Below are 25,433 nucleotides of genomic sequence, written 5' to 3'. Positions count from 1 at the left end.
CCGCCGCCGGAGCGCGGGCCGCTAGACGTGCTGCATGACCATCACGAACGTCGTGCCCGGCTCAAGGGCCTCGTAGGAGTGCGGCACGTCCCCCCGGTACGACATGTAGTCACCGGGGCCCAGCTCCACCGCCTCGCCCCGCGGGCCCGCGAGCAGCCGGCCGGTGCTGATGACCAGGTGTTCCATCGAGCCCGGGATGTGCGGGTCGGACTCGCGCGGGGCGCCCGGCTCCAGCGCCCCGTGGTAGATGTCGCGCCGCACCCCGGCCGGCCCCGCGGAGAGCAGGGTGCCCGCGTACGAGGAATTCTCCGCGTGCATGGTCGGGCCCTCGCCCGCCCTGATCACCGTCACCTCGGGCGCGGGCGACTCCACCAGGACGCTGAACGGCACCCCGAGCGCCACGGCCAGCGCCCAGATCGTCTCGATCCCGGGATTTCCGGTGGCCGCCTCCAGCTGCGACAGGGTGGACTTCGCGATCCCGGCGCGCTTGGCCAGCTCGGAGAGGGAGATCCCGGCCTTCGCACGCTCGCGGCGCAGCGCCGCGGCGACCCACTCGCGGGGCATGCGGGACGGCGGGGCGCCACCGGGGCCGGTGCCGTTGGTCATCGCTTTCGCTCCTGATCGAGGACGCTTCGCCCTCGCACGCCGTTCGCCGCACGAGGCCACTCCGTTCGCTGCACAAGGCCATTTCGTTCGCCTTGACGAACGCACCCCGCACTGCCCATCCTACGACGTATGCGTTCGCCACACCGAACAAACGATTCGCCAGACCGAACGGCCCATGCGCCCGGCCCCTCCCTCGTCCGCCTCTCCGACCTCCCGCCCGGCGTCCTGCGCGACATCGCCCTCGTCTGGCTCGCCGACGCCGTCGTCGGCGTCTCCTTCGGCGCGATCGCCGTCGCGGGCGGACTCCCCCTCTGGGTGCCCGTCCTCATGTCGCTGCTCGTGTACGCGGGCTCCGCCCAGTTCAGCGCGGTCGGACTGCTCACCGCGGGCGGCGGCCCCGTGGCCGCGGCGGCGACCGGGCTGCTCCTCAACTCCCGTACCGCCGCGTTCAGCCTGGCCCTCGCCGACGACCTCGGCCGCTCCTGGGCGGCACGGCTGATCGGCGCGCACCTCATCACCGACGAAACGGCCGCCTTCGTGCTCGCCCAGGACGAGGGCAAGGCGCGCAGGGCCGCGTTCTGGATATCGGGCATCGGCCTGTTCCTGGCGTGGAACGTCAGCGTCCTCACGGGCGCCCTCGCCGGCACGGCGCTCGGCGACACCGACCGGTTCGGGCTCGACGCGGCGTTCCCCGCGGTCCTGCTCGCCCTGGTCCTGCCCGCGCTGCGCGCCGACGGCGCGGCACGGCGGGCGTCGGCCGCCGGCGCGGTCATCGCGGTCGCCGCCGCCCCGCTGCTGCCCGCCGGGATGCCGGTGCTCCTCGCCCTGCTCGGCCTGCTCGCCGCCCGCCGCGGACCCCGCCGCCCCCGCACCACCGCCCCCGGGAGCGCCTCGTGAACGCCACGCTCGCCTGCGTCCTCGTCCTCGCCGCCGGCACGTACGCCTTCCGCCTGGCCGGACCCGTGCTGCACGGGCGCGTGCATCTGCCCGCCCGCGTCCAGGAGCTGCTGACCGTGGGGGCCACCGTGCTCCTCGTCGCCCTGCTCGCCACGGGCGCGCTGACCGAGGGCCAGGGCTTCGCGGGCTGGTCGCGCCCCGCGGGCGTCCTCCTCGGCGGCATCCTCGCCTGGCGCAGGGCCCCGTTCGCGCTGGTCGTCGTCGGCGCGGCCACGGCAACGGCGCTGCTGCGCCTGGCGGGAGTCCCCTAGGCGAGGCTCCCCGCCCTCCGCCAGGCCTGCCCCCCCCCCACGGGCTCCGCGTCGGCGGACTCCCTCTCGGCGGGCCCCGCGCCATCGGCCCGCCCCTCCCCCTCCAGCGTTCCGAGCCGCCGGCACGCCCGCCCGCCCCAGCACGATCAGCATGGTGATGAGGGACTGGGCGTCGCCGAGGTCCCGCAGCACCGTGGCGTACCACCCGGGGTCGCTCCCGCCGTCCAGCAGGTCCAGCACGGCACGGTGGGCGGTCACCGCCTCGGAGTACGCCTCGTCGGCCCCGGGGCCGCCCAGATCCCCGTACGCCAGGCCGAGGTCGTGCGGCGCGGCGGCGCGCGGCTGGGCCCCGCCGTTCCTCGGGACCTCCACGCCGAGCCGCTTCAGCACGTCCCGCGCCTCGCCCGTCTCGCGCAGGGCCACCAGGACGTTCGCCGGCGCCGCCGTGGAGGTGGTGAGGGCGCTCGGGTCGTCGGCCCGCACCTGGCACGCGACGGCCTGCCGGACCAGCTCGGCGTCCGGGCCGAGGTCGTCGGCGCTGCGGTGGGTCCCGGCCTCGTCGTGGACGATGACGCCGTAGACCCCCGGCGGGTCGTCGGGGTCGGTCAGCTCACAGTTCACGAGCCTCACGGAAACAGGCGAGCGCCTGCTCGAACCGAGCAGGACGCGGCCGCTCGGTCCCCTCCGGCATGGTGGTCCCCCGTTCGTCGCCGAGGCCGATGACGAACGTCACGCCGCCGCATCCACCCGAGTACCGGCGAGAACGAGCCGACAAGGCGGAAGGGACCGCCCGGCGGGGCGCCGACACGCACCTCGCACAAAAGAAGTGGGCGGTTCCGCCCCGCCCGCCTAAGATCGCAGGGACGCGGGCCCGGTACGCGAAGTCGCCGCACGGGCCCACCAGTTCGGAGAACCGGGGGGATTCTCACCATGATCGTCGCGCCCACGGCCCTGACCCTGGCCATGCTCGTCCTCTTCGCCCTGGCCCTGAAGGCCAGCGACACGGCACCGCACCCCCGCGCAGGGGACCCGGAACAGCCGAAACCCACCGGCACGGGAGCCGCCCAACGATGACCGCCTCCCTCGTCCCTCCCCCGGAAGACCCCTCCCACGCCGACCCGGCCCCGGGACCCGACTTCATCACGCCGGCCGGCGACCTCTTCGTGCGCGCGCACATGGGCATCCCTCGGCTGTCCGCCGACACCTGGACCCTGACGGTCGAGGGCCTGGTCGAACGCCCCCTGCGCCTCGACCTCCCCGCGGTCCTCGCGCACCCCGCCGGCCAACTCACCGCCGTGCACGAGTGCTTCGGCAGCCCGCTGCGCCCCGACGTCCCCACCCGCGCGGTGGCGAACGTCGAGTGGACCGGCTTCCCCCTCGCCGCCCTCCTGGACCGCGCCGCACCGCTGCCCACGGCCCGGCACGTCGTCCTCGAAGGGGCCGACACGGGCTCCTTCGCGGACGAGGACGGCGTCTCGTACGTGAAGGACCTGCCCCTGACCGTCGCCCGCCGCGACGTGTTCCTGGCCCACCACCTGAACGGCGAGCCCCTGCCGGCCCGCCACGGCCACCCCCTGCGGGCGGTGGTCCCCCGCATGTTCGGCACGAACTCCGTCAAGTGGCTGACCAGGATCGTCCTCACCGACGAGCGCCCCGAGCACATGTTCACCACCCGGTTCTACAACCGCGTGCTCCCGGGTCACGACACCCCGCAGCCGGTGCGCGAGGTCGACGTCAACAGCAGGCTGACCTCGCCCGAGCGGGACGCCGAGCTGCCCTACGGAACCATCACCGTCCGGGGCCGCGCCTGGAGCACCACGGAAGTCGTCCGCGTCGACCTCTCCGTGGACGGCGGCCCCTGGGAGCCCGCCCGCCTCAACACCCTCGGCGCGGACCCGGCCTGGCAGGGCTTCTCCCTGCGGCACTGGTTCACCCCCGGCCCCCACACGGTCCGCTCCCGGGCCACGGACGCCGCGGGCCGCGTGCAGCCGCCGCCGGGCTCCCGCAACTCGGTCCACGAAGTGGCGTTCACCGTCACGTAGCCGGTGGCCGGCCGCCGGTCCGCACCTCGGCCCAGACCGTCTTGCTGACCGCCCGCTCCGCCACGCCCCACCGCGTGGCCAGGGCTTCCACGAGCCGCAGCCCGTGCCCCGACTCCGCCTGGGGGTCCAGGGGCTTCGCCCTCGGCTCGGGCCCGCCGCGCGCGTCCGCCACCTCGACACGGAGCGTGTCCGGCTCCCGCCTGATGAGCCGCAGCTCGAAGTCCCGCCCCGGCACCCGGCCGTGCGTCACGGCGTTCGCCGCCAGCTCGGCGACGATGTGCGCCGCCGCCTCGGACACGTCGCTGCCGTGCGGGTATCCCCAGGCGTCGAGCTGGTACACCGCCAGCCGCCGGGCCAGCCTGGCACCTCGCGGCGTCGCACTGAGCAACTGCCGGAAGACCGTCAACGTCGTGGCAGGGGTGGAGATTTGCTGGTTCATGTGACTGAGCGTGGTCGATTGGCTCTACGCTGACCAGGTACGGCGCCTCGACGCCGGGCCTGTGTATGAGTGTGCCCGTCCGGCTGTATGAGGTGTCTCCCGTGACTCACGCGAGGGCGGTACGGCATGGCCAGCAGCGACCATGAGGAACGGCCCGAGCGGCCTTCCCAGACGGACGGCACGGCGCATCTCTTCAGCGCCCTGGGCAAACAGATCAAGGTGCTCCGCGAACACGCCGGCATGAGCCAGCGAGAGCTGGGCAAGGCGGCGCACTGCGGGGAAGCGCTGATCTCGGCCATAGAGCGCGGGGTGCGCACGCCGCAGCCGGATTTCCTGACTCGGGTCGACGCCCTCCTGGACGCCCGGGGCGTACTGGCCGCTGCCGCGGACGACGTACGGGAGGCCCAGGCCAGGGCTCGGACTCGGCATCCGGATTGGTTCCGGGACTACGCGCGGGCAGAGGCAGAAGCCGTCGCCCTGCACAACTATGGCGCCCAAGCGGTGCACGGGCTTCTCCAGACCGAGGCGTACGCCCGGGCCACTTTCATCCAGCGGCGCCCCTTGCTCGATGAGGCGACGATCGAGAAGCGGCTCGCCGACCGATTGGCTCGCCAGCAGGTCTTCGAGCGATGGCCCGCGCCGACCTTCAGTTATGTGCTGGAGGAGGCGGTGCTCCAACGCCCCACGGGGGGCGTGGCTGTCCAACAGCAACAGCTAAGGCGGTTGCTCACTGCGGGGCGTATGCGCAACGTCGAGATCCAGGTAATGCCGACGGATCGGCCGGAACACCCGGCCCTGGACGGCACGTTCACGTTGATGACGCCCCGGGGGCGGCAGCAGGTGGTCTACACGGAAAGTTATGGTCACCCACGGCTCATTACAGGGCCGGAAGAAGTCCGCATCTTCAGCGAGCGCTATGGGATTATCCGGGCGCAGGCTCTGACACCCCACGAATCGCTGACCCTGATCGAGAAGATGCTGGGAGAACCATGAACAACTCCGAACTCGACTGGTTCAAGAGCAGCTACAGCACCGGCGAGGGCGGCGAATGCCTCGAAGCCGCCTACACCTGGCGGAAGTCCAGCCACAGCGGCGGCGCCGGCGGCGAATGCCTCGAAGCCTCGTACCCCTGGACGAAGTCCAGCCACAGCGACGGCGAGGGGGGCAACTGCGTGGAGGTGGCCCGCGCACCGCACGCCATCCACATCCGCGACAGCAAACGCACCGCCGGGCCGACGCTCACGATCAGCCCCGCCCCCTGGTCCCACTTCCTCGCCCACGCGACGGCCTGACCCCTGGCTCGCGCCCGGGGTTGCACAAAAGTCCCGCCCATAAGCGCCCAAACCGGGTGCTTCGGCGGGACTTTCCTGCACCCACACCACCACCCCCCCCCAGCCCGCTCAATCCCTCGGCAGCAGCCACGCCGCCAGCGCCGTCGTCACGCAGAGCAGGAGGCCGACCGCCACCAGGGCCGCACGCATGCCCGGCAGTGAGAAGCCGGTGGCTGCGCCGCTCGCCAGGAGCGCGCCGAAGAGGGCGACGGACATCGCGCCGCCGGTCTGGCGGCACGCGGCGAGCAGGCCGGAGGCCGTGCCCGCGCGGGCGGCGGGAACCGCGTCCATCAGTTGGGCGGTCAGCGCGGGGACCGCGAACGCGCCGCCGAGGCCGGTCGGGACCAGGAGGAGCAGGACGAGCCAGAGCGGCGTCGTGGCCGTCAGCGGGACGAGGACGAAGAGGGCGAGGGCCAGGACCGCCTGGCCGATGACGATGACCCGGCGGCGGCCGAGGCGTTCGGCGGCGCGGGGGGAGACCAGGTTCGTGGCGGTGATCAGCGCGGCCAGCGGGATGAACATCAGGCCCGCCGTGACGCCCGACATGCCGCGAAGCTGCTGGTAGTAGAGGCCGAGGAGGAAGGTCAGGCCGTAGAAGCCGGCGTTCACGGCGAAGCCGACCGCCAGGGCGATGCCGACGCCCCGCCGGCGCAGCAGCCCGAGCGGGACCAGCGGCGCGGAGTGCCGCCGCTCGGCGGTGTAGAAGGCGATCCCCGCGGCGGCGGCCACGGCGGAGGAGAGCAGGACGGGCACGCTCGTCCAGCCCAGGTGGCCGCCTTCGATGACGGCGAAGGCCAGGCCGGTGAGGGTGAGGACGGCGGTCGCCTGGCCCACGAGGTCCAGCGGCGCGGGGCGGCGGGGCGAGGGGGCGGTGCGGGCGAGCAGGGCAAGGATCACCGCGCCCACGGGGAGGTTGAGGAGGAACACGGCCCGCCAGCCCGCGGCTTCGGTCAGCACGCCGCCGAGCACGGGGCCGACGGCGACGGCCACCGAGCCGCCCACCGTCCAGAGCGCGATGGCCCGTGCCCTGCGGCGCGGATCGTCGTAGGCCTGCCGGATCAGGGCGAGCGAGGCGGGCATCACGATGGCGGCTGCCCCGCCCTGCGCGACGCGGGCGGCGATCAGCGCCCCGATGCCGGGCGCGAGGGCGCAGGCCAGCGAGGCGGCGGTGAAGAGGCCGACACCCCAGGCGTAAGCGCGCCGCGCCCCCGCCCGGTCGGCGAGCGCCCCCGCGGAGAGCATCAGCGCGGCGAACATCAGCGTGTACGCGTCCACGACCCACTGGAGCCCGGCCATGCCGCCGCGCAGGGAGGCGCTGATGTCGGGCAGGGCGATGTTCACGGCGGTGACGTCGATCGTGATGACGCTGAAGCCGAGCAGCGCCGCCAGGAGCGCGACGGGGGAGGCGGGGGCCGGAGCGGGCGTGGGCGTGGGGGTGACGGACACCGGTACGGGCGCGGGTGCGGACACGGGTGCGGGCATGGGTACGGGTGCGGGCGTGGGCGCGGACACGGTTCTCCCAAGTGCTCGGGGGCGGGCAGTCGTTGGCGGGCGGCCCCGGATGGCCGGGCGCGGGCGGCAGCGATGGCGGCATTGGTGGTGGTGGGCACGCGCGGGCGGCGGGCCCCCGGTGGCCGCGGTCCGGTGACGGCGCACCCCCTGGGCCACGGCGGCCGGGCCGCCCGCGACACCTCTCACTGTGCGCCGGGGCGGCCCGCGGCGGCAGGGCGGGACGTTCCAGGCCCTGACACGGCCCCCCACGTGCGCGCGCCGAGGGGAACAATGGAGCGATGAAGGACAGCACGGCGACCACCGCGGCCCCGCCCACCGGCACGGAACTCGGCAGATACCTCCGCGCCCGCAGGGCCCGCGTCACCCCCGCCGAGGCGGGGCTGCCCGCGGGGACGGGGCTGCGCCGTACGCCGGGGCTGCGCCGCGAGGAGCTGGCCACCCTCGCCGGAGTGAGCGTCGACTACTACACCCGCCTGGAGCGGGGCCGCGAGACGAACCCCTCCCCCGCCGTCATCGACGCCCTGGCCCGCGCCCTGCGGCTGGGCGGCGACGCGCACGAACGCCTGCGTGAACTGGCCGAGTTGGCGTCAGGACGCCTCACGGAACCGCACCCCACCGCCGACGACACGGTCCGCGCCTCCACCCTGCGGATGCTCCAGGCGCTGGCGCCGCTGCCCGCGTACGTCGTGAGCAGGCACATGTACATGCTCGCCGCCAACGCCCCCGGCAAGGCGCTGCTCCCCGGCCTGTGGGACTGGCCCGCCGAGCGGCGCAACCTGACCCGCTACCTCTTCCTGCACCCCGTGGGCCGCGTGCTCTACCAGCCGTGGGAGGCGACGGTCGCCACCTCCGTGGCGCATCTGCGGGCGGTCGGCGGCACGGACCCCGACTCCCCGCGGCTGATGAGCCTCGTCGGCGAGCTGCTGCTCAAGTCACCGGAGTTCGGCCCGCTCTGGGAGCGGTACGACGTGTGCGAGCGCGGCGGCGGCACCAAGTCCTTCGACCACCCGAAGGTGGGCGCGATGACCCTCACGTACGAGGTGATGACGCTGGCGCGGACGGGCGGCCAGCGCATGGTGGTCTACCAGGCCGAGCCGGACACCCCCGACGAGAAGGCGATGCTCGGCCTGGCGCCCGCCGAGTAGACCGTCCCCCCTGCCCGCTCACTCCGCCTTGTCGGGCGGGCAGGAGCTGCCGTCGGGGGGCATCTCGCCGTACAGCAGGAAGCCGTCGACCTTGTCGCGCACGCACTCGGAGCCCAGGTAACCGGTGTGGCCGTCGCCCTTGTTGTCCAGGACGATCGCCTTGGGGCCGAGCCGCTCGGCGGTCTCCTCCGTCCAGCGGTACGGCGTCGCGGGGTCGCCGCGCGTGCCGACGAGCAGCAGCTCGGGGCTGTCGACGTCCCGTACCGACTCGCGGATGTAGTCGGTGCCGGGAGGGCGGCCGAAGCAGAGCAGGACGGGCATCAGCATCGACCGGCCGAAGACGGGCGAGGCCTCCTCGAACTCCTTCTTGAGCCGGCCGATCTCCTTCTCTATCCGCGCGGCGTCCGGCCGGTCCGGGTCGTCGGCGCAGTTGACGGCCATCAGCGCGGCGGTCGCGTTGTCCATCGGCACCGGTTCCCCGCGTGCCGTCGAGCCGCCGTCGCGCACCGCCCCGCCGAGTCCGCCGCTCATCCGCAGCAGCGCCCGGGGGTCACCGTCCGCGAGCAGCGCGCCGAGGGCCTGGGAGAGGGCGGGCCAGGCCTGCCTGCTGTACAGGGCCTGGCCCAGCACGCCGACGACGTCCTGGCCGCTGAACTGCCCGCCGTCCATGGCCTGGAGCGGCATCTCGTCCAGGTCCTCGATGATCTGCCGCATGTCCTGGCGCGCGGCCCGCGCGTCGGTGCCGAAGACGCAGCCGGGGTTCCCTGTGCACCAGGTCAGGAAGTTGTCGAGGGCGGTCTGGCGGCCCTCCGCCGTGGCGAGGGACTGCTCGGCGACCGGCTCGGTCAGCGTGTCCACGCCGTCCAGCACCATGCGGCCGACCTTGTCGGGGAACTGGGCGGCGAAGACGGCCCCGAGCCGCGTCCCGTACGAGAAGCCGAGGTAGTTGAGCTTCTTGTCGCCGAGGGCCTGCCGCATCACGTCGAGGTCGCGCGAGACGTTGACCGTGCCCATGTGCGGCAGGACGGGCCCCGACTTCTTCGCGCACTCGGCGGCGGCCTCGCGCAGCCTCTTGAGCACGGCCGCGGGGTCCTCGGCGCCGTCCGTGCCCCCGCTCTCCAGGACTTCGGTGCCCGCGTCGGCGTCACCGCAGGTCACGGGGGCGCTCTCGCCCACGCCCCGCGGGTCGAAGGAGACGACGTCGTACTCCTTGCTGAGGAAGGAGAAGTCCTTCTGCGATCCGGCGAGTGCGGAGACACCGGGCCCGCCGGGTCCGCCGAAGTTCAGCAGCAGGGAGCCTCTGGGCTTCCCCGCCGAACTGGACTTCATGCGGATCATCGCGACGTCGACGGTCCCGGCCGCCGGGTCGGCGTAGTCGATGGGCACCTTGACGTCCCCGCACCGGATGTCCTTGGCGTCACCGGTGGCGTCCGCCATGGCTTCGGTGTCGCCCTCGCAGGCGGCCCACTTGATCTTCTGCGTGTAGAACCGCGACAGGTCGGGCCGCCCGTCCCCGGCAGCGGCGGCCGAGGTCGGCCACGGAGCTCCCGCTCCCACCACGGCCAGTACGGTGACGCCGGCGAGTGCACAAGCTCCGCGCACGGCAACCTCCCTGGGTGTGCCCCTCACTCACCCTAAGCGCCCGCCGGGAAGCTCGCCCGCCCGGCGGTGACGGTGCGCACACGCCGACCACCCTCCGGCGCGGCCGGCTGCGGTCTCAGCCGGGGACGTGGGCCGCCCAGCGGCGTCCCTCCATGAGCGACCCGAGGCCCGCCCACGCGAAGTTCATGAGTGTCGCCGCAGCCTCCCGCGCCGACACCGACGTATCCGTGTTGGCCCACCCCGCCAGGGACTCCGCCGCGCCCACGAGGGCCTGCGCGAGCCCCGCCACCTCGCGGGCCGGCAGCGAGGGGTCCCCGTGGGCCTCCCGCGCCGCCTCGGCGATCAGCGCCGTCACGTAGGCGAGGACCTCCTCCCGCATCGCGGCGACCTCGGCGGCGAACGGCTCCCCCTGGGTGCGCGCCTGGCTGTGCAGCACCGCCCACCCGTCGGGCCGCTCGGCGGTGTGCGTGAAGAACGCCCGCAGCCCCGACCAGAGCTGCCGGTCGGCGCTCTCCCCCGCGGCGGCCTCCACCCCGTTCCGCACGGCCTCGACGAGCGCGGCGGCCTCCCGCCGGATGCAGGCGGTGAACAGGTCGTCCTTGGAGTGCAGATAGAGGTACACCAGCGGCTTTGACACCCCGGCCAGCTCCGCGATCTCGTCCATGGACGCGGCCCGGAACCCCCGCTGCCCGAAGATCCGCACCGCCGCGTCCAGCATCTGCTGCTCGCGCACGGCCCGCGGCATCCGTTTCTGCCGCTGCTTCTCGCCCACCCGCCCCGCCTTCCCACGCTGTCCGTCCGGGATCAGCGTACGGTCAACGGAGGCCACCCCTCGATCACCCTCGGCAATGCTCTGGCCAGAACTAGCCCGGGGCGAGCCCCACGACGAAGCCCCGCCCCGGAAGCCTCGGTGGGCTTTCCGGAGCGGGGCCGAGGGGCGGGGGTCGTTACACGCCCGCGGGCACCGGGCGCGACGCCTGGGCGTCACGCGGCTGCGGCGCCGGAGCCGGCTCGTCGAAGTCGTCCAGCGGCGACGCCGACGCGTGCTCGTAGGCCTCGCGGTCGAGGATCTTCTCGCGGGCGGCGACGATCACGGGAACCAGCGCCTGGCCGGCCACGTTCGTGGCGGTGCGCATCATGTCCAGGACCGGGTCGATGGCGAGCAGCAGGCCGACGCCCTCCATGGGCAGGCCCAGCGTGGACAGGGTCAGCGTCAGCATGACCGTGGCGCCGGTCAGACCGGCCGTGGCGGCGGAGCCGACGACCGACACGAAGGCGATGAGCAGGTACTCCTTGACGCCCAGGTTCACGTCGAAGATCTGCGCGACGAAGATCGCGGCGATCGACGGGTAGATCGCGGCGCAGCCGTCCATCTTGGTGGTGGCGCCGAAGGGCACCGCGAAGGAGGTGTACTCCTTCGGCACGCCGAGCCGCTCGGTGACCTTCTGGGTGACCGGCATCGTGCCGACCGAGGAGCGCGAGACGAACGCGAGCTGGATCGCGGGCCAGGCGCCCTTGAAGAACTGGAGCGGGTTGACCTTGGCGACGGTGGCGAGCAGCAGCGGGTAGACGCCGAACATCACCAGGGCGCAGCCGATGTAGATGTCGGCGGTGAACGTCGCGTACTTGCTGATGAGGTTCCAGCCGTAGTCCGCGATGGCGAAGCCGATGAGGCCGACGGTGCCGATCGGGGACAGCTTGATGACCCACCACAGGGCCTTCTGGAGCAGCGCGAGGACGGACTCGGAGAGCTCCAGGATGGGCTGCGCCTTGTCACCGATCTTCAGTACGGCGATACCGGCGACGGCGGCCATGAAGACGATCTGGAGGACGTTCAGCTCGGTGAAGGGCGTGATGACGTCCGTCGGGATGATCCCGGTGAGGAAGTCGATCCAGGAGCCCGCGTGGTCGGGGGCCTTGCCGTCCTTCGGGGTGAGGCCGGTGCCGGAGCCGGGGTTGGTGAGCAGGCCGATGGCGAGGCCGATGGCGACCGCGATCAGCGACGTGACCATGAACCACAGCAAGGTGCGGGTGGCCAGGCGCGCCGCGTTGTTGACCTTCCGCAGGTTGGTGATGGACACCAGGATCGCGAAGAAGACGAGCGGGGCGACCGCGAGCTTCAGCAGGCCGATGAAGGTGTCGCCGACCTTGGAGAGGGTGGTGACGAGCCAGGAGATGTCCTGGCTGCGGGCGAGCCAGCCGAGCAGGACGCCGAGGACGAGACCGCCGAGGATCTGCGCCCAGAAGGGAACCTTGAGGAACTTGGGTATCCGGAAGCCGGGGTCGGGCTTCTCGGGGCCGCTCGCCTGGTCGGCGGGCGTCGCGGAATTCGCGGACACGGACACACTCCGGTGAGGTAAGTCAGGGGGTGGGGGACGTACGGGAGCGGCGACCGCGAAGGGTCAGCGGCGTCGCTGCAGCGGGTCACATTCAGACGTGACAGGCCGCGGACATGCAGCGGCAGAGGTCGACATGCAGGCGCGCCACGAGCGGGACGCTCATGGCGTGGCGGTGCGCTGCTGCTGTCTTCATGGCCAATACGTTAACACTCGTACTTTGAGAACATCAAAGGCCTTGTTTGAGGGAAGCGGTGCTTCCGGTCCCCGGCCCGCAGCGTCCGGCCCCCGGCCCACTCCCCGCCCGCCGCCGCGATCCGGCCGGAACGCACGGGACCCCGGCCCCGGAGCGAGCTGCTCCGGAGCCGGGGTCCCGGCGACGTGTGTGACGAAGCTTACGAGCCCTGCGCCTGCGTCCGGCCGCCCCGCGAGTCGGCCTTCGCGCGCGCCAGGTCGTCCGCGACGTCCTCCTGGGTGCGGTTCGCCTCCAGGTTGGCCTTGGTGCGCTCCACGCGCGCCACCACGGTCTCCGAGGCGCGGTCGCGCTCCTTGCGCAGGACCACGAAGCTGATGGGCGCCGAGATGACGAGCGCGAGCAGCAGCACCCAGAGCAGGTTGGAGTCGCCGAGGCCGCGCGGCAGGATTTCGGCGTAGACGAGGCCCCAGACGACCAGGAAGCAGCCCACGAAGATCCCGAGGCGCATCAGCGTGTAGCGGAGCATGTCAATCCACTCTTCCGTTCCGAAATGGGCCCGAGCTGGACGAGCCCTCCCAGTGAAACACGGGCGGCTCGCCGCCCGGCAAGGGGGGCGGGCCCCGGCGGCGCGGGCCGCTACCGCAGCGGCAGCACCATCATGATGTCCTCGCGGTCGTCGTCCGGCGCGAGGCGGATGGCGTCGGGCACCCGGCCGACCTCCTTGTAGCCGCAGGAGGCGTAGAAGTTCTCCAGGCCGGTGCCGCCGCGGCAGGTGAGCCGCACCGCCTCCACGCCCTCCAGGGAGCGGGCCGCGTCCTCCGCGGCGGCCAGGAGGTCGCGGCCGTAGCCCTTGCCCTGGTGGCGGGGGTGGACCATGACGGTGTAGAGCCAGATCCAGTGCCGCATGAGGCGGTGGGTGTTGTGGGTGAGGAAGGCCGTCGCGGCGACGGCGCCCTCCTCGTCGTACCCCACGAGCAGCCGCGCCCGGCCCTCGGCCATGGCGACGAGGTGCCTGACGAACTCGGGGCGTATCTGCTCGGCCGTGGCGGGCGGCACGAAGCCGACGGCCCCTCCCGCGTTGGTGACGTCCGTCCACAGGGTGAGGACGCCGTCGCGCAGGTCGGGGCCGACCGGCGGGTCGAGGTGGAACGTGAGCGGCATACGGACCTCAGACCCGCATGGCCTGCGGGGACTCGCGCAGCAGCGGGTCGGGGCCCTCGTACTCGCGGATCGCCTCGTAGCGCGTGTTGCGCTCGACCGGCCGGAAGCCGGCCTCGCGGATCAGGTCGAGGAGGTCCTCGCGGGTCAGCTTGTTCGGGGTGCCGAAGTTGTCGGCGTCGTGCGTGATCTTGTACTCGACGACCGAGCCGTCCATGTCGTCGGCGCCGTGCTGGAGGGCGAGCTGCGTGGTCTGGAGGCCGTGCATGACCCAGAAGACCTTGACGTGCGGGACGTTGTCGAAGAGCAGCCGGGAGACCGCGAAGGTCTTCAGGGCCTCGGCGCCGGAGGCCATGGTGGTGCGCGCCTGGAGGCGGTTCCTGACCTTGCCGTCCTTCATGTCCACGAAGTCGTGCTGGTAGCGCAGCGGGATGAAGACCTGGAAGCCGCCGGTCTCGTCCTGCAGCTCACGCAGGCGCAGGACGTGGTCGACGCGGTGGCGGCGCTCCTCGATGTGGCCGTACAGCATCGTGCACGGGGTCTTCAGACCCTTCTCGTGCGCGAGGCGGTGGATGCGCGACCAGTCCTCCCAGTGGGTGCGGTGGTCGACGATGTGCTGCCGCACCTCCCAGTCGAAGATCTCCGCGCCGCCGCCGGTCAGCGACTCCAGGCCCGCCTCGATCAGCTCGTCCAGGATGTCGGAGGCCGACATCCCGGAGATCGTCTCGAAGTGGTGGATCTCGGTGGCCGTGAAGGCCTTCAGGGAGACGTTCGGGAGGGCCTTCTTCAGCTCGCTCAGCGAACGCGGGTAGTACCGCCAAGGCAGGTTGGGGTGCAGGCCGTTGACGATGTGCAGCTCGGTGAGGTTCTCGCCCTCCATCGCCTTGGCGAGGCGGACGGCCTCCTCGATGCGCATCGTGTACGCGTCCTTCTCGCCCGGCTTGCGCTGGAAGGAGCAGTAGGCGCACGAGGCGGTGCACACGTTGGTCATGTTGAGGTGGCGGTTGACGTTGAAGTGCACGACGTCGCCGTTCTTGCGCGTGCGCACCTCGTGGGCGAGGCCGCCGAGCCAGGCGAGGTCGTCCGACTCGTAGAGGGCGATGCCGTCCTCGCGGGTCAGCCGCTCACCGTCCCGGACCTTCTGCTCAAGATCGCGCTTGAGACCTGCGTCCATGCCCTCGCCCTTACCTCTCCCAGCGACCTACGTCAGACCTGCGGCGGATCGATCCGCGACCCGCCGCAAACTCCCGCCCACCGTACTCCGCCCGCCTCACTCCTCCTCGGGCAGCTCTCCGACCCGGTTCTCCCACTTGGTGGAGAGCACGATCGTGGTCCGCGTGCGGGAGACCCCGCGGGTGCCGCTGAGCCTGCGGATCGTCTTCTCCAGGCCGTCCACGTCGCTGGCCCTGACCTTGAGCATGTACGAGTCGTCGCCCGCGATGAACCAGCAGTCCTCGATCTCGTGCAGGTCCTTCAGGCGGCGGGCCACGTCCTCGTGGTCGGCGGCGTCGGAGAGCGAGATGCCGATGAGGGCGATGACGCCGAGACCGAGGGAGGCGGAGTCGACGGTCGCGCGGTAGCCGGTGATGACACCGGCCGCTTCGAGGCGGTTGATCCGGTCCGTGACGCTGGGCCCGGAGAGGCCCACGAGCCGCCCGAGTTCGGCGTACGAGGCGCGGCCGTTCTCCCGCAGGGCCTGGATGAGCTGCCTGTCGACGGCGTCCATAGGTGCGATGCCTTTCATTATTCAGCGATACCGCGAGTCTATGTGTAGAATCTAAGGCGCAACAGGGTCTAGTCCCTGTAAATCTTTCTCAACTTCAGCCGATCAGCAACGATCCTTCAAACGATCACTCAGGAGTGAGTCACCCCGTGTACTCGATCGAGATGGCCTACGCCCGTATGCGCGAGCTTCAGGACCTGGCCAACCGCTCGCGTGCCCACCAGATCGCCGCGCCCAAGGACGGCCGCAAGAAGCGCGCCGCCAAGAAGCGCTAGACCCCCCGGGAGCCCGAGCCGCCTCCGGAATGGCCGGAGCCGAGCTCTCCCTCCCAACGGCGGTACAGGCTGTGCGGCACTCCCGCCGCGTCCAGCGTCCGCCCGGCGACGAAGTCCACCAGGTCCTGGATGTGCGTCGCCCCCGCGTAGAACGCCGGAGAGGCGGGCAGCACGATCGCGCCCGCCTCGTCCAGGCTCACCATGTGCTTCAGCGTCTGCCCGTTCAGCGGCGTCTCGCGCACGCAGACCACCAGCCGCCGGCCTTCCTTGAGCGTCACGCTCGCCGACCGCTGCAGCAGGTCCTTCGAGAGCCCGAGCGCCACCCCGGCCACGCACGCCGTGGACGCCGGCACGATCAGCATCCCCTTGGCCGGGTACGACCCCGACGAGGGGCCCGCCGCCAGATCGCCCGCGGGCCAGTGCCGCACGTCGTCCACGGCCACGTCGAACGTGTCCGGCTTGCCGTCCGCCCCCCGCGCGAGCCACTGCCGCAGGTCATCCCGCCAGTGCGCGTCGCGGAAGGAGATGCCCGTCTCGTCGAGCAGCGTCAGGCGCGACGCCCGCGACACGACGAGGTCGACGCTCTCGCCCGCCGCGAGCAGGGCGCGCAGCACGGCCGCCGCGTACGGCGTCCCCGAGGCGCCCGACACCCCCACGATCCAAGGCCTACGCTGCGTATCTCCTGGATTCACGCTGTGAAGCCTATCCGGCGGCCGTTCAGACGGTGAGCCCGCGTACGAGCAGATCGAGCAACGCGCAGACGAACAGGGCGATTCCGATGAAACCGTTCACCTGGAAGAAGGCACGGTTCAGCCGGGTCAGGTCGTGCGGCCTGACGATCGTGTGCTCGTAGACGAAGGCGCCCGCGACGACCGCGAGGCCGAGCCAGAAGAACACGCCCGCCCCGGTGGACGCCGCGTACCAGGCGAGCAGCGCCGTGGTCACCAGGTGGCAGCCGCGGGCGCCCCAGATGGCGGCCGGGACGCCGAAGCGCGCGGGCACCGACTTCACGCCGACCTCGCGGTCGGTCTCCACGTCCTGGCAGGCGTAGATCAGGTCGAAGCCGCCGATCCAGACGCCGACCGCGAGGCCGAGGATCACGGCCTGCCCCGACCACTCGCCGGTGACCGCGATCCAGGCGCCGACCGGGCCCATGGCCTGCGCGATGCCGAGGATCGCCTGCGGGAAGTTCGTGAACCGCTTGCCGTAGGGGTAGACGACCATCGGGATCACCGCGACCGGCGCGAGCGCCAGGCACAGCGGGTTGAGCAGGGCCGCCGCGCCGAGGAACACCACGAGCGCGATCAGCGCGCCGGTCCACGCGGACTTCACCGAGACCGCGCCCGTGACGAGCTCGCGGTGGGCGGTCCTCGGGTTGCGCGCGTCGATCTCGCGGTCGATGACGCGGTTCGCCGCCATGGCGAACGTCCGCAGCCCCACCATGCAGACGGTCACCAGGAGCAGCCGCCCCCAGTGGATGTTCTCGTCCAGCAGGAACATCGCCGTCAGCGCGGCGATGTAGGCGAAGGGCAGCGCGAAGACCGAGTGCTCGATCATGACCAGGCGCAGGAACGCCTTGGTGCGTCCCGGGCGCGGGATGGCCGCTGAAGCGGAACTCACAGCCCGTACTCCTTCCAGCGGCGGTCGACCTTCGCCGCCGTCTCCGGGTCGGACTCGACCATCTCCGGCCAGCCCCCGTCCCGTGTGTAGCCCTCCTCGGGCAGTTTGCGGGTGGCGTCGATGCCCGCCTTGCCGCCCCAGAACTGCTGGTAGGAGGCGTGGTCGAGGTGGTCGACCGGGCCTTCGACGACGGTGAGGTCGCGGGCGTAGTCGGTGTTGCCGAGCGCCCGCCAGGAGACCTCGTGCAGATCGTGGACGTCGCAGTCCTTGTCGACGACGACGATGAGCTTCGTCAGCGACATCATGTGCGCGCCCCAGATGGCGTGCATGACCTTCTGCGCGTGCTTGGGGTACTTCTTGTCGATCGAGACGATCGCGCAGTTGTGGAAGCCGCCCGACTCCGGCAGGTGGTAGTCGACGATGTCCGGGACGATCACCTTGAGCAGCGGCAGGAAGAAGCGCTCGGTGGCGCGGCCCAGCGGGCCGTCCTCGGTCGGCGGGCGGCCGACCACGATCGACTGGAGCAGCGGACGCCTCCGCATCGTCACGCAGTCGATCCTCAGTGCGGGGAACGGTTCCTGCGGCGTGTAGAAGCCGGTGTGGTCGCCGAAGGGGCCCTCCGGCAGCATCTCGCCCGGCTCCAGCCAGCCCTCGATGACGACCTCGGCGTGCGCGGGCACCTGGAGCGGGACGGTCTTGCAGTCGACCATCTCCACGCGCTTGCCCTGGATGAACCCGGCCAGCATGTACTCGTCCATGTCACCGGGCAGCGGCGCCGTGGAGGCGTACGTCACGGCCGGCGGGCAGCCGAACGCGATGGCCACGGGCAGCTTCTCGCCCCTGCGGGCAGCCACCTGGTAGTGGTTGCGGCTGTCCTTGTGGATCTGCCAGTGCATGCCGATGGTGCGCTTGTCGTGGCGCTGGAGCCGGTACAGGCCGAGGTTGCGGACGCCGGTGTCGGGGTCCTTGGTGTGGGTCAGGCCCAGGTTGAAGAAGGAGCCGCCGTCCTCGGGCCAGGTGAACAGCGCGGGCAGCTTCTCCAGGTCCACGTCGTCGCCGGTCAGGACCACTTCCTGCACCGGCGCGTGGTCCGACTTCACCTTCTTCGGCGGCACGTGCGTCATCGCGCCGAGCTTGCCGAACGCCTCGCGCACCCCGACGAAGCCGTGCGGCAGCTCCGGCTTGAGCAGGCCGCCGATCTTCTCGCTGATCTCGGCGTAGGACTTCAGGCCGAGCGCCTTGAGCAGGCGCCGGTCCGTCCCGTACACGTTCATCGCCAAGGGCATCGCCGAGCCCTTGACGTTCTCGAAGAGGAGCGCGGGGCCGCCGGACTTCTGCACCCGGTCGACGATCTCGCCGACCTCCAGGTACGGGTCGACCTCGGCCTTGATGCGCTTGAGGTCGCCCTCGCGCTCCAGCGCCCGGAGCAGGGAGCGAAGATCGTCATAAGCCATGCATTCCAGTATCCGGCACCGGCTACCCTGGCCCCGTCACCGGGGGCACGCACACGCCCCCCGCCGCCACCCTTGGGGGATCGCGCCACCATGCTCAGGTATCTGCCGTTCCTGCTGGTCCTGGCAGTGTGGATCTATGCCTTCATCGATGTCCTGAACACTCCGGAGAAGGAGGTCAGACACCTGCCCAAGGTGGTGTGGGTCATCATCGTGCTGCTCTTCGGAGAGGTGCTGCTCGGCCCCATCGCCTGGTTCGCGACGGGCAAGGCGCGGCGCACCCGGCCCGGCGGCGTCGCCGGACGCGGCCGGACGACGTGGGTGGCGCCCGACGACAACCCGGAGTTCCTCAAGTCCCTGAAGGACGAGGACCCGGACGAGAACAAGCGGGACAAGGGCGGCGAGGGCTGAGCCGCCGTGGAACTCCGGCTGCTCGTGACCTTCGAGTAGATCGCCACCGTCCTCGGCTTCACCCGTGCCGCCACCGAGCTGAAGTACGCCCGGTCCAGCGTGACCAGCCAGGTCAAGGCCCTGGAGACGTCGCCGGCGCCGGTGAGCGGCTGCTGCCCTACGCCCGGCGGATCATCGGCCTGACCGAGGAGGCGCGGGCCGCCGCCGTCGGACGCGGAGGAGCACCAGGAAGAACGGCTGCGTGCGGGGGACGACGGTGGCCAGGGAGATCGAGGTGGCCTCGTACGCCCGGAAGAGGAACACCCAGTTGCAGACGGTGAACACCCGGCCGGGCGCGGCGAGGCCGAGCTTCCCGGGGGTGAGTCCGTGGTCGCGGAAGCAGCCGCGGGCGAAGGCGTACGCGCCGAGGGCGAGGGCGTCGAACAGGACGCGGAAGAACACGTCGTCGAAGGCGGACGCCCCCGACTCGACGACGAACGCCGAGGGTGCCGGAGAGCGTCATGGCGGCGGTGAGCTGGGCCGTGCCCGTGCGTTCGGCAGACGTGGTCGGTGTCGTGCCGGTGACGCTACGAACGGGCACAAGGCGGGGGCGGCCGAGGCCGCCCCCGCCTTGTGCCGGCCCGGGGTCAGACCCCGGCGTACGAGTGCTTGCCGGTGACGAAGATGTTCACGCCGTAGTAGTTGAACAGCCAGCAGGCGAAGGCGATCAGGGCGAGGTAGGCGGCCTTGCGGCCCTTCCAGCCCGCGGTCGCGCGCGCGTGGAGGTAGCCGGCGTAGGCGACCCAGGTGATGAAGGACCAGACCTCCTTGGGGTCCCAGCCCCAGTAGCGGCCCCAGGCGTCGCCCGCCCAGATCGCGCCCGCGATGATCGTGAACGTCCAGAGCGGGAAGATCGCGGCGTTCAGGCGGTACGAGAACTTGTCCAGCGAGGCCGCCGAGGGGAGCCGCTCCAGGACGGACGTGGCGAACTTGCCCGGCTGTCCGCCGCTCGCGAGCTTCGTCTCGTAGCTGTCCCGGAAGAGGTAGAGCAGCGCGCCGACGCCGCCGACGTAGAAGACCGCGCCGCAGAAGATCGCCGTGGAGACGTGGATCCACAGCCAGTACGAGTGCAGGGCGGGGACCAGCTGGTCGCTCTCGGTGTACAGGACGGTGACGGCCAGGCCGAGGTCGAGCAGGACCGTCGTGACCAGCGGCAGGCCGAGCCAGGCGACGTTCTTCTTCAGCACGAGCAGCGTCAGGTACACGCCGACGGCGACGGTGGAGAAGGTGATGCTGAACTCGTACATGTTGCCCCACGGCGCCCGCTGCACCGACAGGGCGCGGGTGAGGACGCCGCCGAACTCCAGGAGGAACGCGAGCACGGTGAGCGACACCGCGATGCGGCCGTACAGGTCGCCCTTCTCGTCGCCCGCCGACGCACCCGGACCGTCCGGCACGTCCCGGGAGCCGGTCACGGACCGCGTGACGACCTTGGGCCGCTCCAGGGTGGCGGTGCCGCCGCCCGTGGCCTTCGCGGTCACCTCGGGGGCCTTGGCGGCGGTCTTGGCGGGGGTCAGCGCGGCGGCGGTGCGGGCGACCTTGCTGCGGCTGCCGAAGAGCCACTCCGCCATGTGCGCGAAGAAGGCCAGGAGGTAGACGGCCATCGCCGAGTAGATCAGCACATTGCTGATGCGCGCGAGGTCCTCGTTCGGTTCGGCGGCGGCCAGGGTGGTGGCGAGATTCACTTCTCAGCCCCTTCGGCAGGTACGGCATCGGGGTCGGAGCCGGAGACGGTCTCCGCCTCCGGGGCGTGGTTCGGTTCGGGCGCGCTCGGTGCCTCGTCGTGCAGACGGGCGGCGAGGTCGGCGAGTTCTTCGGGGAGCTTCGCGGACTCGCTGCGGCCGAGGCCCGCCATCTCCACGACGGTCACGCCGTCGGCGCCCCGCACCGCGCGCACCCAGACGCGGCGGCGCTGGATGAACAGCGATCCGGCGAGGCCCGCGATGGCGGCGACCGCGCCGACCAGCGCCCACAGGGAGCCCGGCTCCTGCGAGATCTGGAAGGTCGCCCACTCCTTGATGTCCTTCTCGAAGGTGATCGAGCCCTGGCCGCCGGGCAGCTTCATGGTCTCGCCGGGCAGCAGCCGCTTCTTGAACAGCTCGCCCCGGGAGTCCTTGAACTTCGTCATCTTCCGGGTGTCGAGCTGGTACACGTTCTGCGGGACTCCGGAGTCCACACCGAGGCTGCCGTGGTACGCGGAGAGCGCGAGCACGGGGAAGTCCGGGGCGGGGAACTGCGAGAACATCTGGCCCTTGCCCTCGCCCGCGAACGTCGGCACGAAGAAGGCGTTGAAGCCGAGCTGCTCCTTCTTGCCGCTCTTGTTCTTGTAGCCGTCGAGGACCTTGATGGCGCCGGTCGCGGTGCCGTTCTGGTCGATGGGCAGCAGCGGCACGGAGTTGCGGTAGACGACCTCGCCCTTGCTGTCGCGGACGGTGACCGTCGGGGCGTAGCCGTGGCCGATGAGGTAGACCTTCGAGCCGTCGATCTCCAGCGGCTTGTTGACCTCGATGGACTTCTTCTTCTCGGGTCCGTCGACGCCCTCGGAGTACGTGACGTTCGCCCGGTAGGTGCGGGGCGTGCCGCGGTTGGGGCCCGACTTCTCGTACGTGCCCTCGAAGTCGTCGAGCTTGAAGCTGAACGGCGCCAGCTCCTCGGTGTCGAAGAGGCTGCCGGACTTGAAGTCGTCGTACTGGCTGAGGGTGTTGGCGAAGCCGTCGCCCTCGGTGATCAGCTTGCCGCCCTCGGACTTGAACAGCTGCCCGGCGGCGAACGCGATCAGCATCACGATCAGCGCGATGTGGAACATCAGGTTCCCGGCCTCGCGCAGATAGCCCTTCTCGGCGGCGACCGAGCCCGCGGCGGTGTGCGCGCGGAAGCGGCGCTGCTTCAGCACCGCGAGCGCGGCCTCGTGCACCTGCTCGGGCTCGGCCTCGGTGCGCCACGTCGTGTACGCGGGCAGCCGCGTCAGCTTCTTCGGGGCCCCCGGCGGCCGACCGCGGAGCTGGCCCACGAACTGCCAGGTGCGGGGCACGATGCAGCCGATGAGGGAGACGAACAGCAGGATGTAGATCGCGGAGAACCACACCGAGCTGTAGACGTCGAAGAGCTGGAGCTTGTCGTAGAGCGGCCCGAGCGTGCTGTGCCGGTCCATGAAGTCCTGGACCTTGAGCTCGTCCACGTTGTTCTGCGGGATCAGCGAGCCCGGGATGGCGCCCAGCGAGAGCAGCAGGAGCAGGATCAGCGCGACCCGCATCGAGGTGAGCTGCCGCCAGAACCAGCGGAACCAGCCGATGACGCCGAGGGAGGGCAGGTTCGGCGCGTCCTCCTTGGGCGCGGTCGAGAGCTGCGCGCCCGCCGCGTCGAGGCCGCTCTGCTCGCTCTGCTCTTCGGGGGCTTCGGTCTTGCTCATGGTTCAGATCCCCACCGAGTAGCTGTTCGACCAGACCTGCATCTGCTGCACGACGCTGTCCCACACGCCGGTGACGAGCAGCAGGCCCGTCGCGATCATCATGATGCCGCCGACGCGCATCACCCACGCATAATGCCGCTTCACCCACGCGAAAGCGCCGAGCGCCTTGCGGAAGGCGACCGCCGCGAGGATGAACGGGATGCCGAGCCCGAGGGAGTACGCGACCCCGAGGATCGCACCGCGCTGCGGGTTGGCATCGTCGGCGGCGAGGGCGAGGACGGAGGCGAGCGTCGGGCCGATGCACGGCGTCCAGCCCACGGCGAAGAGCGCGCCCACTATCGGCGCGCCGATCAGCCCCACCGTGGGCCGTTTGTGGAAGCGGAACTCGCGCTGGGTCAGCCAGGGCATGAGCCCCATGAAGAAGAACCCGAGCACGATCATCACCACGCCGAGCACGGTGTTGATCGTGCTCTGGTGCTCCTTGAGGGTGCGTCCCAGCGCTCCGAAGAAGACGGTGGCGGAGACGAAGACCACGGTGAAGCCGAGCACGAAGAGCCCGGCGCCGGCCGCCATCCGGCCGCGCCGCGCCTCGCCGAGGTCCTGGCCGCTGACCCCGGTGACGTACGACAGATAGCCCGGCACGAGCGGCAGGACGCAGGGGGAGAAGAAGGAGACGAGGCCGCCGAGCACGGCGACCGGGATCGCGAGGAGCAGGGCCCCGCTCATGACGGTCTGGTTCGGTCCCGTGATGGCCGCGAGGGTCGACATCACTTCTCCGCGAGCACGGGGGCGATCATCTTCCGCAGCTTCTCCTCGTTCAGCGGCTGCTGCGAGCGGGCCGCGATCTCGCCGTCACGGTCGACGACGAGTGTCGAGGGGATGAAGTTCGGGTTCATCGTGCCCTTGGGGAAGCGCAGCATCAGCTTGCCCGTCGGGTCGTACAGGCTCGGGTAGTCGACCTTGTGCGCCTTCTCGAACGCGAGGGCCGGGCCGCGCTCGGGGTCCCGGGTGTTGATGCCGACGAACTCGACGCCCTCGGACTTCGTGTCGGCGGCCACCTTCACGAAGTTCGGCGCCTCGGCCCGGCACGGCGCGCACCAGGAGCCCCAGACGTTGATGACGAGGATCTTGCCCTTGTACGCCTTGGCGAGGTCGAGGTGCTCGCCCTCAAGGGTCTCGCCGTCGAGGGAGGGCAGCGGCTTGCGGTCCGCCTTGGCGGCGGTGGCGATGCCGTCGGAACCTGCGACGAAGTTCGTGTTGCCGCCGCCGCCCGACGTGCCGCCCGAGCCGCAGGCCGACAGGGTCAGTGCGGCGACCGCGGCGCCGGCGGCCAGCAGGGCGGCACGGCCGCTGCGGCCACCGGCGCGGCGGCTACGGCTGAGGTCGGTGCTGTGGGGGGCGCGGCGGGCGGCACTCATGTGAAAAGTTTCGCATGTCTGTTTCGGGGATCTTCCGCACCCCCCGCGGTCGCGGAAAGTCCCATTTCAGAACGGTTGCCGAACGCCCGTCAGGACGTCTTGCCGAGCGCCTTCCAGCCACCCGCCGGCGCCTGGCCGACCTCAAGGCCCTGGAGCCGCTCCAGGACCTTGGGGTCCTGCACGTCGAGCCAGTCGCAGAACTGCCGGAAGGAGACGAGACGCACGTCCTTCTTGCCCGCGATGTGCTTCAGGGCCTCCTCGACGGCGTCCATGTAGATGCCGCCGTTCCACTCCTCGAAGTGGTTGCCTATGAAGAACGGGGCGCGGTTGGACTCGTAGGCGCGCTTGAAGCCGGCTATGTAGGCGTCGGTGGCCTGCTTGCGCCAGCCCGGGTAGTTGGCCGGCGGCGCCTTCGTGGAGTTCTTCGACTGGTTGGCGAGGATGTTGTAGTCCATCGACAGGACCTCGAAGGAGTGGCCGGGGAAGGGCACGCCCTGCAGCGGCAGGTCCCAGACGCCCATCTTCTTCTGCGGCCACTTCTGGCGGCCGCCGGGCGAGGACGCGTCGTAGCGCCAGCCCAGCTTCTTCGCGGTCGGCAGCAGATTGTCCTGGCCGAGCAGGCACGGCGTACGGCCGCCGACGAGTTCCTTGTCGTAGTCGAAGGGCAGCGGCGGCAGATCGGTCCAGCCGGTGTTCGTCCGCCACTTCTTCACGAACGACGTGGCCTGGTCTATCTCGTCCTGCCATTGCGCGGGCGTCCAGTTGGCGACGGTTCCCGTGCCCGAGCAGAAGTGCCCGTTGAAGTGCGTGCCGATTTCATGGCCTTCGAGCCATGCCTGGCGAACGTACTTCAGCGTCTCCTTGATGTGACCGTCAGTGAGATATCCGATGTCGGAGGCGCCGACCGAGTTGTTCGGCGGCCGGTACATGCGCTTCTTCGATTCCGGGAGCAGATAAAGCCCGGAGAGGAAAAACGTCATGTGCGCGTTGTGGTCCTCGGCGAGCTTCAGAAAGCGCGGGAACAGTCCGTTGCCGACCTCGCCCGCGCCGTCCCAGGAGAAGATGACGAACTGCGGGGGCGTCTCGCCCGGCTGCAGCGGCACCGGCTTGGCGGGCTGGTGGGGCTGGGGGCCCGTGTACGCGGTGGACCCGTCGCCGATGGGCTTCACCGGGTGCTTTCCGGCGCCGCCCTGCCCGTCCTTGGCCTTGTCCGCGGGCCCCGAGGAGTCGCCACCGGCCCCGGAGCCGCATGCCGCGAGCCCGAGAGCGGCGGCTGCGCCCGCTCCGAGTCCGAGCATTCCCCTGCGGCTGATGTCGAGCATTCCATCCCCATTCGTCGTGCCCCTGGCCCCGTCCGCTGTATGTGCCATGCAGACGGTTGACCAGTTAGAGGGCATGACGAAGTGCGGGGTTCCAGCACATCGTCCTTATTTAAGGAGTTTTACCCGCAGAGCCCCTTCAAGGGCCCGGAAAGAGACATACAGTCGCCGCGTGATCACGTGACGTGAATAA

The 25,433-nt window shown here is 71.2% G+C and carries 30 protein-coding genes; 10 read left to right on the top strand and 20 right to left on the bottom strand.

What is annotated here, in order from left to right:
- Positions 1-21: 21 nt before the first annotated feature.
- Entirely contained in the window at positions 22-606 is a 585-nt protein-coding gene (locus DCW30_RS29885; protein ID WP_076685043.1) for a helix-turn-helix domain-containing protein, read from the bottom strand.
- 129 nt (positions 607-735) lie between these two features.
- Between DCW30_RS29885 and DCW30_RS29880 the strand changes: the two genes are divergently transcribed.
- From DCW30_RS29880 to DCW30_RS36915, 3 genes are all read left to right on the top strand, one after another.
- Entirely contained in the window at positions 736-1,503 is a 768-nt protein-coding gene (locus DCW30_RS29880; protein ID WP_237283393.1) for an AzlC family ABC transporter permease, read from the top strand.
- Positions 1,500-1,814, top strand: coding sequence for an AzlD domain-containing protein (locus tag DCW30_RS29875; protein ID WP_076685044.1), 315 nt, complete (start codon positions 1,500-1,502; stop codon positions 1,812-1,814). The genes DCW30_RS29880 and DCW30_RS29875 overlap by 4 nt, the downstream gene beginning before the upstream one ends.
- Positions 1,815-1,965: 151 nt before the next feature.
- Positions 1,966-2,394, top strand: coding sequence for a hypothetical protein (locus DCW30_RS36915; protein WP_076685045.1), 429 nt, complete (start codon positions 1,966-1,968; stop codon positions 2,392-2,394).
- Positions 2,395-2,424: 30 nt separating this feature from the next.
- On the opposite strand, the gene DCW30_RS37985 is transcribed toward DCW30_RS36915, so the two are convergent.
- On the bottom strand, positions 2,425-2,547 hold the full coding sequence (locus DCW30_RS37985; RefSeq protein WP_257788581.1) for a hypothetical protein: 123 nt from the start codon (positions 2,545-2,547) through the stop codon (positions 2,425-2,427).
- 197 nt (positions 2,548-2,744) lie between these two features.
- Between DCW30_RS37985 and DCW30_RS36910 the strand changes: the two genes are divergently transcribed.
- The gene (locus tag DCW30_RS36910; protein ID WP_162933567.1) at positions 2,745-2,888 is read left to right on the top strand and encodes a hypothetical protein; all 144 of its coding nucleotides are present in this window, start codon (positions 2,745-2,747) and stop codon (positions 2,886-2,888) included.
- The gene (locus DCW30_RS29865) at positions 2,885-3,856 is read left to right on the top strand and encodes a molybdopterin-dependent oxidoreductase (RefSeq protein WP_076685046.1); all 972 of its coding nucleotides are present in this window, start codon (positions 2,885-2,887) and stop codon (positions 3,854-3,856) included. Before DCW30_RS36910 ends, DCW30_RS29865 begins: the two co-directional genes overlap by 4 nt.
- On the opposite strand, the gene DCW30_RS29860 is transcribed toward DCW30_RS29865, so the two are convergent.
- Positions 3,849-4,295: an ATP-binding protein gene (locus DCW30_RS29860; protein WP_076685047.1), complete on the bottom strand. Its 447-nt coding sequence runs from the start codon at positions 4,293-4,295 to the stop codon at positions 3,849-3,851. The two genes, DCW30_RS29865 and DCW30_RS29860, sit on opposite strands and share 8 nt — an antisense overlap.
- Before the next feature lie 126 nt (positions 4,296-4,421).
- On the opposite strand from DCW30_RS29860, the gene DCW30_RS29855 reads away from it, so the two are divergent.
- The gene (locus tag DCW30_RS29855) at positions 4,422-5,288 is read left to right on the top strand and encodes a helix-turn-helix domain-containing protein (RefSeq protein WP_076685048.1); all 867 of its coding nucleotides are present in this window, start codon (positions 4,422-4,424) and stop codon (positions 5,286-5,288) included.
- Positions 5,285-5,587, top strand: a complete 303-nt coding sequence (locus tag DCW30_RS29850; RefSeq protein WP_076685049.1) for a DUF397 domain-containing protein — start codon at positions 5,285-5,287, stop codon at positions 5,585-5,587. The genes DCW30_RS29855 and DCW30_RS29850 overlap by 4 nt, the downstream gene beginning before the upstream one ends.
- 108 nt (positions 5,588-5,695) lie before the next feature.
- On the opposite strand, the gene DCW30_RS29845 is transcribed toward DCW30_RS29850, so the two are convergent.
- Complete coding sequence (locus DCW30_RS29845; RefSeq protein WP_079250037.1) at positions 5,696-7,108, bottom strand: MFS transporter; 1,413 nt, start codon at positions 7,106-7,108, stop codon at positions 5,696-5,698.
- Between the two features lie 308 nt (positions 7,109-7,416).
- Between DCW30_RS29845 and DCW30_RS29840 the strand changes: the two genes are divergently transcribed.
- The gene (locus DCW30_RS29840) at positions 7,417-8,283 is read left to right on the top strand and encodes a helix-turn-helix transcriptional regulator (protein WP_076685050.1); all 867 of its coding nucleotides are present in this window, start codon (positions 7,417-7,419) and stop codon (positions 8,281-8,283) included.
- Between the two features lie 18 nt (positions 8,284-8,301).
- Here DCW30_RS29840 and DCW30_RS29835 read toward each other — a convergent pair whose 3' ends face one another.
- The 7 genes from DCW30_RS29835 to DCW30_RS29805 form a co-directional block, all read right to left on the bottom strand.
- A complete protein-coding gene (locus DCW30_RS29835) occupies positions 8,302-9,885 on the bottom strand; it encodes an alpha/beta hydrolase (RefSeq protein ID WP_237283394.1) in 1,584 nt (527 codons plus the stop codon).
- A 115-nt stretch (positions 9,886-10,000) separates the two neighbouring features.
- Positions 10,001-10,630: a TetR/AcrR family transcriptional regulator gene (locus DCW30_RS29830; RefSeq protein WP_076688991.1), complete on the bottom strand. Its 630-nt coding sequence runs from the start codon at positions 10,628-10,630 to the stop codon at positions 10,001-10,003.
- A gap of 202 nt (positions 10,631-10,832) precedes the next feature.
- Positions 10,833-12,224: a dicarboxylate/amino acid:cation symporter gene (locus DCW30_RS29825; RefSeq protein WP_062774975.1), complete on the bottom strand. Its 1,392-nt coding sequence runs from the start codon at positions 12,222-12,224 to the stop codon at positions 10,833-10,835.
- Positions 12,225-12,616: 392 nt separating this feature from the next.
- A complete protein-coding gene (locus DCW30_RS29820; protein WP_076685052.1) occupies positions 12,617-12,943 on the bottom strand; it encodes a DUF4229 domain-containing protein in 327 nt (108 codons plus the stop codon).
- A 110-nt stretch (positions 12,944-13,053) separates the two neighbouring features.
- On the bottom strand, positions 13,054-13,578 hold the full coding sequence (locus DCW30_RS29815; RefSeq protein ID WP_076685053.1) for a GNAT family N-acetyltransferase: 525 nt from the start codon (positions 13,576-13,578) through the stop codon (positions 13,054-13,056).
- A 7-nt stretch (positions 13,579-13,585) separates the two neighbouring features.
- The gene (gene mqnE / locus DCW30_RS29810; protein WP_062774967.1) at positions 13,586-14,749 is read right to left on the bottom strand and encodes an aminofutalosine synthase MqnE; all 1,164 of its coding nucleotides are present in this window, start codon (positions 14,747-14,749) and stop codon (positions 13,586-13,588) included.
- A gap of 96 nt (positions 14,750-14,845) precedes the next feature.
- The gene (locus DCW30_RS29805; RefSeq protein WP_030791839.1) at positions 14,846-15,301 is read right to left on the bottom strand and encodes an Lrp/AsnC family transcriptional regulator; all 456 of its coding nucleotides are present in this window, start codon (positions 15,299-15,301) and stop codon (positions 14,846-14,848) included.
- A gap of 146 nt (positions 15,302-15,447) precedes the next feature.
- On the opposite strand from DCW30_RS29805, the gene DCW30_RS37980 reads away from it, so the two are divergent.
- Complete coding sequence (locus tag DCW30_RS37980) at positions 15,448-15,573, top strand: hypothetical protein (protein ID WP_257788633.1); 126 nt, start codon at positions 15,448-15,450, stop codon at positions 15,571-15,573.
- Here the strand turns inward: DCW30_RS37980 and DCW30_RS29800 are convergent.
- From DCW30_RS29800 to DCW30_RS29790, 3 genes are read right to left on the bottom strand one after another with little or no spacing between them, the layout of a single operon-like run.
- Positions 15,570-16,265: a UbiX family flavin prenyltransferase gene (locus DCW30_RS29800; RefSeq protein WP_076685054.1), complete on the bottom strand. Its 696-nt coding sequence runs from the start codon at positions 16,263-16,265 to the stop codon at positions 15,570-15,572. The genes DCW30_RS37980 and DCW30_RS29800 overlap by 4 nt on opposite strands.
- Positions 16,266-16,290: 25 nt before the next feature.
- Entirely contained in the window at positions 16,291-17,193 is a 903-nt protein-coding gene (gene mqnP / locus DCW30_RS29795) for a menaquinone biosynthesis prenyltransferase MqnP (protein WP_076685055.1), read from the bottom strand.
- Entirely contained in the window at positions 17,190-18,647 is a 1,458-nt protein-coding gene (locus DCW30_RS29790) for a menaquinone biosynthesis decarboxylase (protein WP_076685056.1), read from the bottom strand. The genes mqnP and DCW30_RS29790 overlap by 4 nt, the downstream gene beginning before the upstream one ends.
- Positions 18,648-18,737: 90 nt before the next feature.
- On the opposite strand from DCW30_RS29790, the gene DCW30_RS29785 reads away from it, so the two are divergent.
- Positions 18,738-19,055 (top strand): PLD nuclease N-terminal domain-containing protein, encoded by a 318-nt coding sequence (locus DCW30_RS29785; protein ID WP_062774956.1) that lies wholly within the window; start codon positions 18,738-18,740, stop codon positions 19,053-19,055.
- 171 nt (positions 19,056-19,226) lie between these two features.
- Here the strand turns inward: DCW30_RS29785 and DCW30_RS29775 are convergent, their stop codons facing one another.
- The 6 genes from DCW30_RS29775 to DCW30_RS29750 all read right to left on the bottom strand — a co-directional run bounded on the left by DCW30_RS29775 (position 19,227) and on the right by DCW30_RS29750 (position 25,243).
- Complete coding sequence (locus DCW30_RS29775) at positions 19,227-19,496, bottom strand: hypothetical protein (RefSeq protein ID WP_418347104.1); 270 nt, start codon at positions 19,494-19,496, stop codon at positions 19,227-19,229.
- 185 nt (positions 19,497-19,681) lie between these two features.
- Positions 19,682-20,779 carry a c-type cytochrome biogenesis protein CcsB gene (gene ccsB, locus DCW30_RS29770; protein ID WP_076685057.1) on the bottom strand — a complete coding sequence of 366 codons (1,098 nt, stop codon included), beginning with the start codon at positions 20,777-20,779 and terminating at the stop codon, positions 19,682-19,684.
- Complete coding sequence (resB, locus tag DCW30_RS29765; RefSeq protein WP_076685058.1) at positions 20,776-22,503, bottom strand: cytochrome c biogenesis protein ResB; 1,728 nt, start codon at positions 22,501-22,503, stop codon at positions 20,776-20,778. The genes ccsB and resB overlap by 4 nt, the downstream gene beginning before the upstream one ends.
- 3 nt (positions 22,504-22,506) lie before the next feature.
- Positions 22,507-23,271: a cytochrome c biogenesis CcdA family protein gene (locus tag DCW30_RS29760; RefSeq protein WP_076685059.1), complete on the bottom strand. Its 765-nt coding sequence runs from the start codon at positions 23,269-23,271 to the stop codon at positions 22,507-22,509.
- A complete protein-coding gene (locus DCW30_RS29755; protein ID WP_076685060.1) occupies positions 23,271-23,921 on the bottom strand; it encodes a TlpA family protein disulfide reductase in 651 nt (216 codons plus the stop codon). The genes DCW30_RS29760 and DCW30_RS29755 overlap by 1 nt, the downstream gene beginning before the upstream one ends.
- Positions 23,922-24,010: 89 nt before the next feature.
- On the bottom strand, positions 24,011-25,243 hold the full coding sequence (locus tag DCW30_RS29750) for a polysaccharide deacetylase family protein (protein ID WP_076685061.1): 1,233 nt from the start codon (positions 25,241-25,243) through the stop codon (positions 24,011-24,013).
- Between the last annotated feature and the right edge of the window lie 190 nt (positions 25,244-25,433).

It is taken from the genome of Streptomyces alfalfae (genome assembly GCF_004127445.1).
Classification (GTDB): domain Bacteria; phylum Actinomycetota; class Actinomycetes; order Streptomycetales; family Streptomycetaceae; genus Streptomyces; species Streptomyces alfalfae.
Note: the sequence above shows the minus strand (reverse complement) of the source record. Positions and strands in the feature narration are given on the sequence as shown.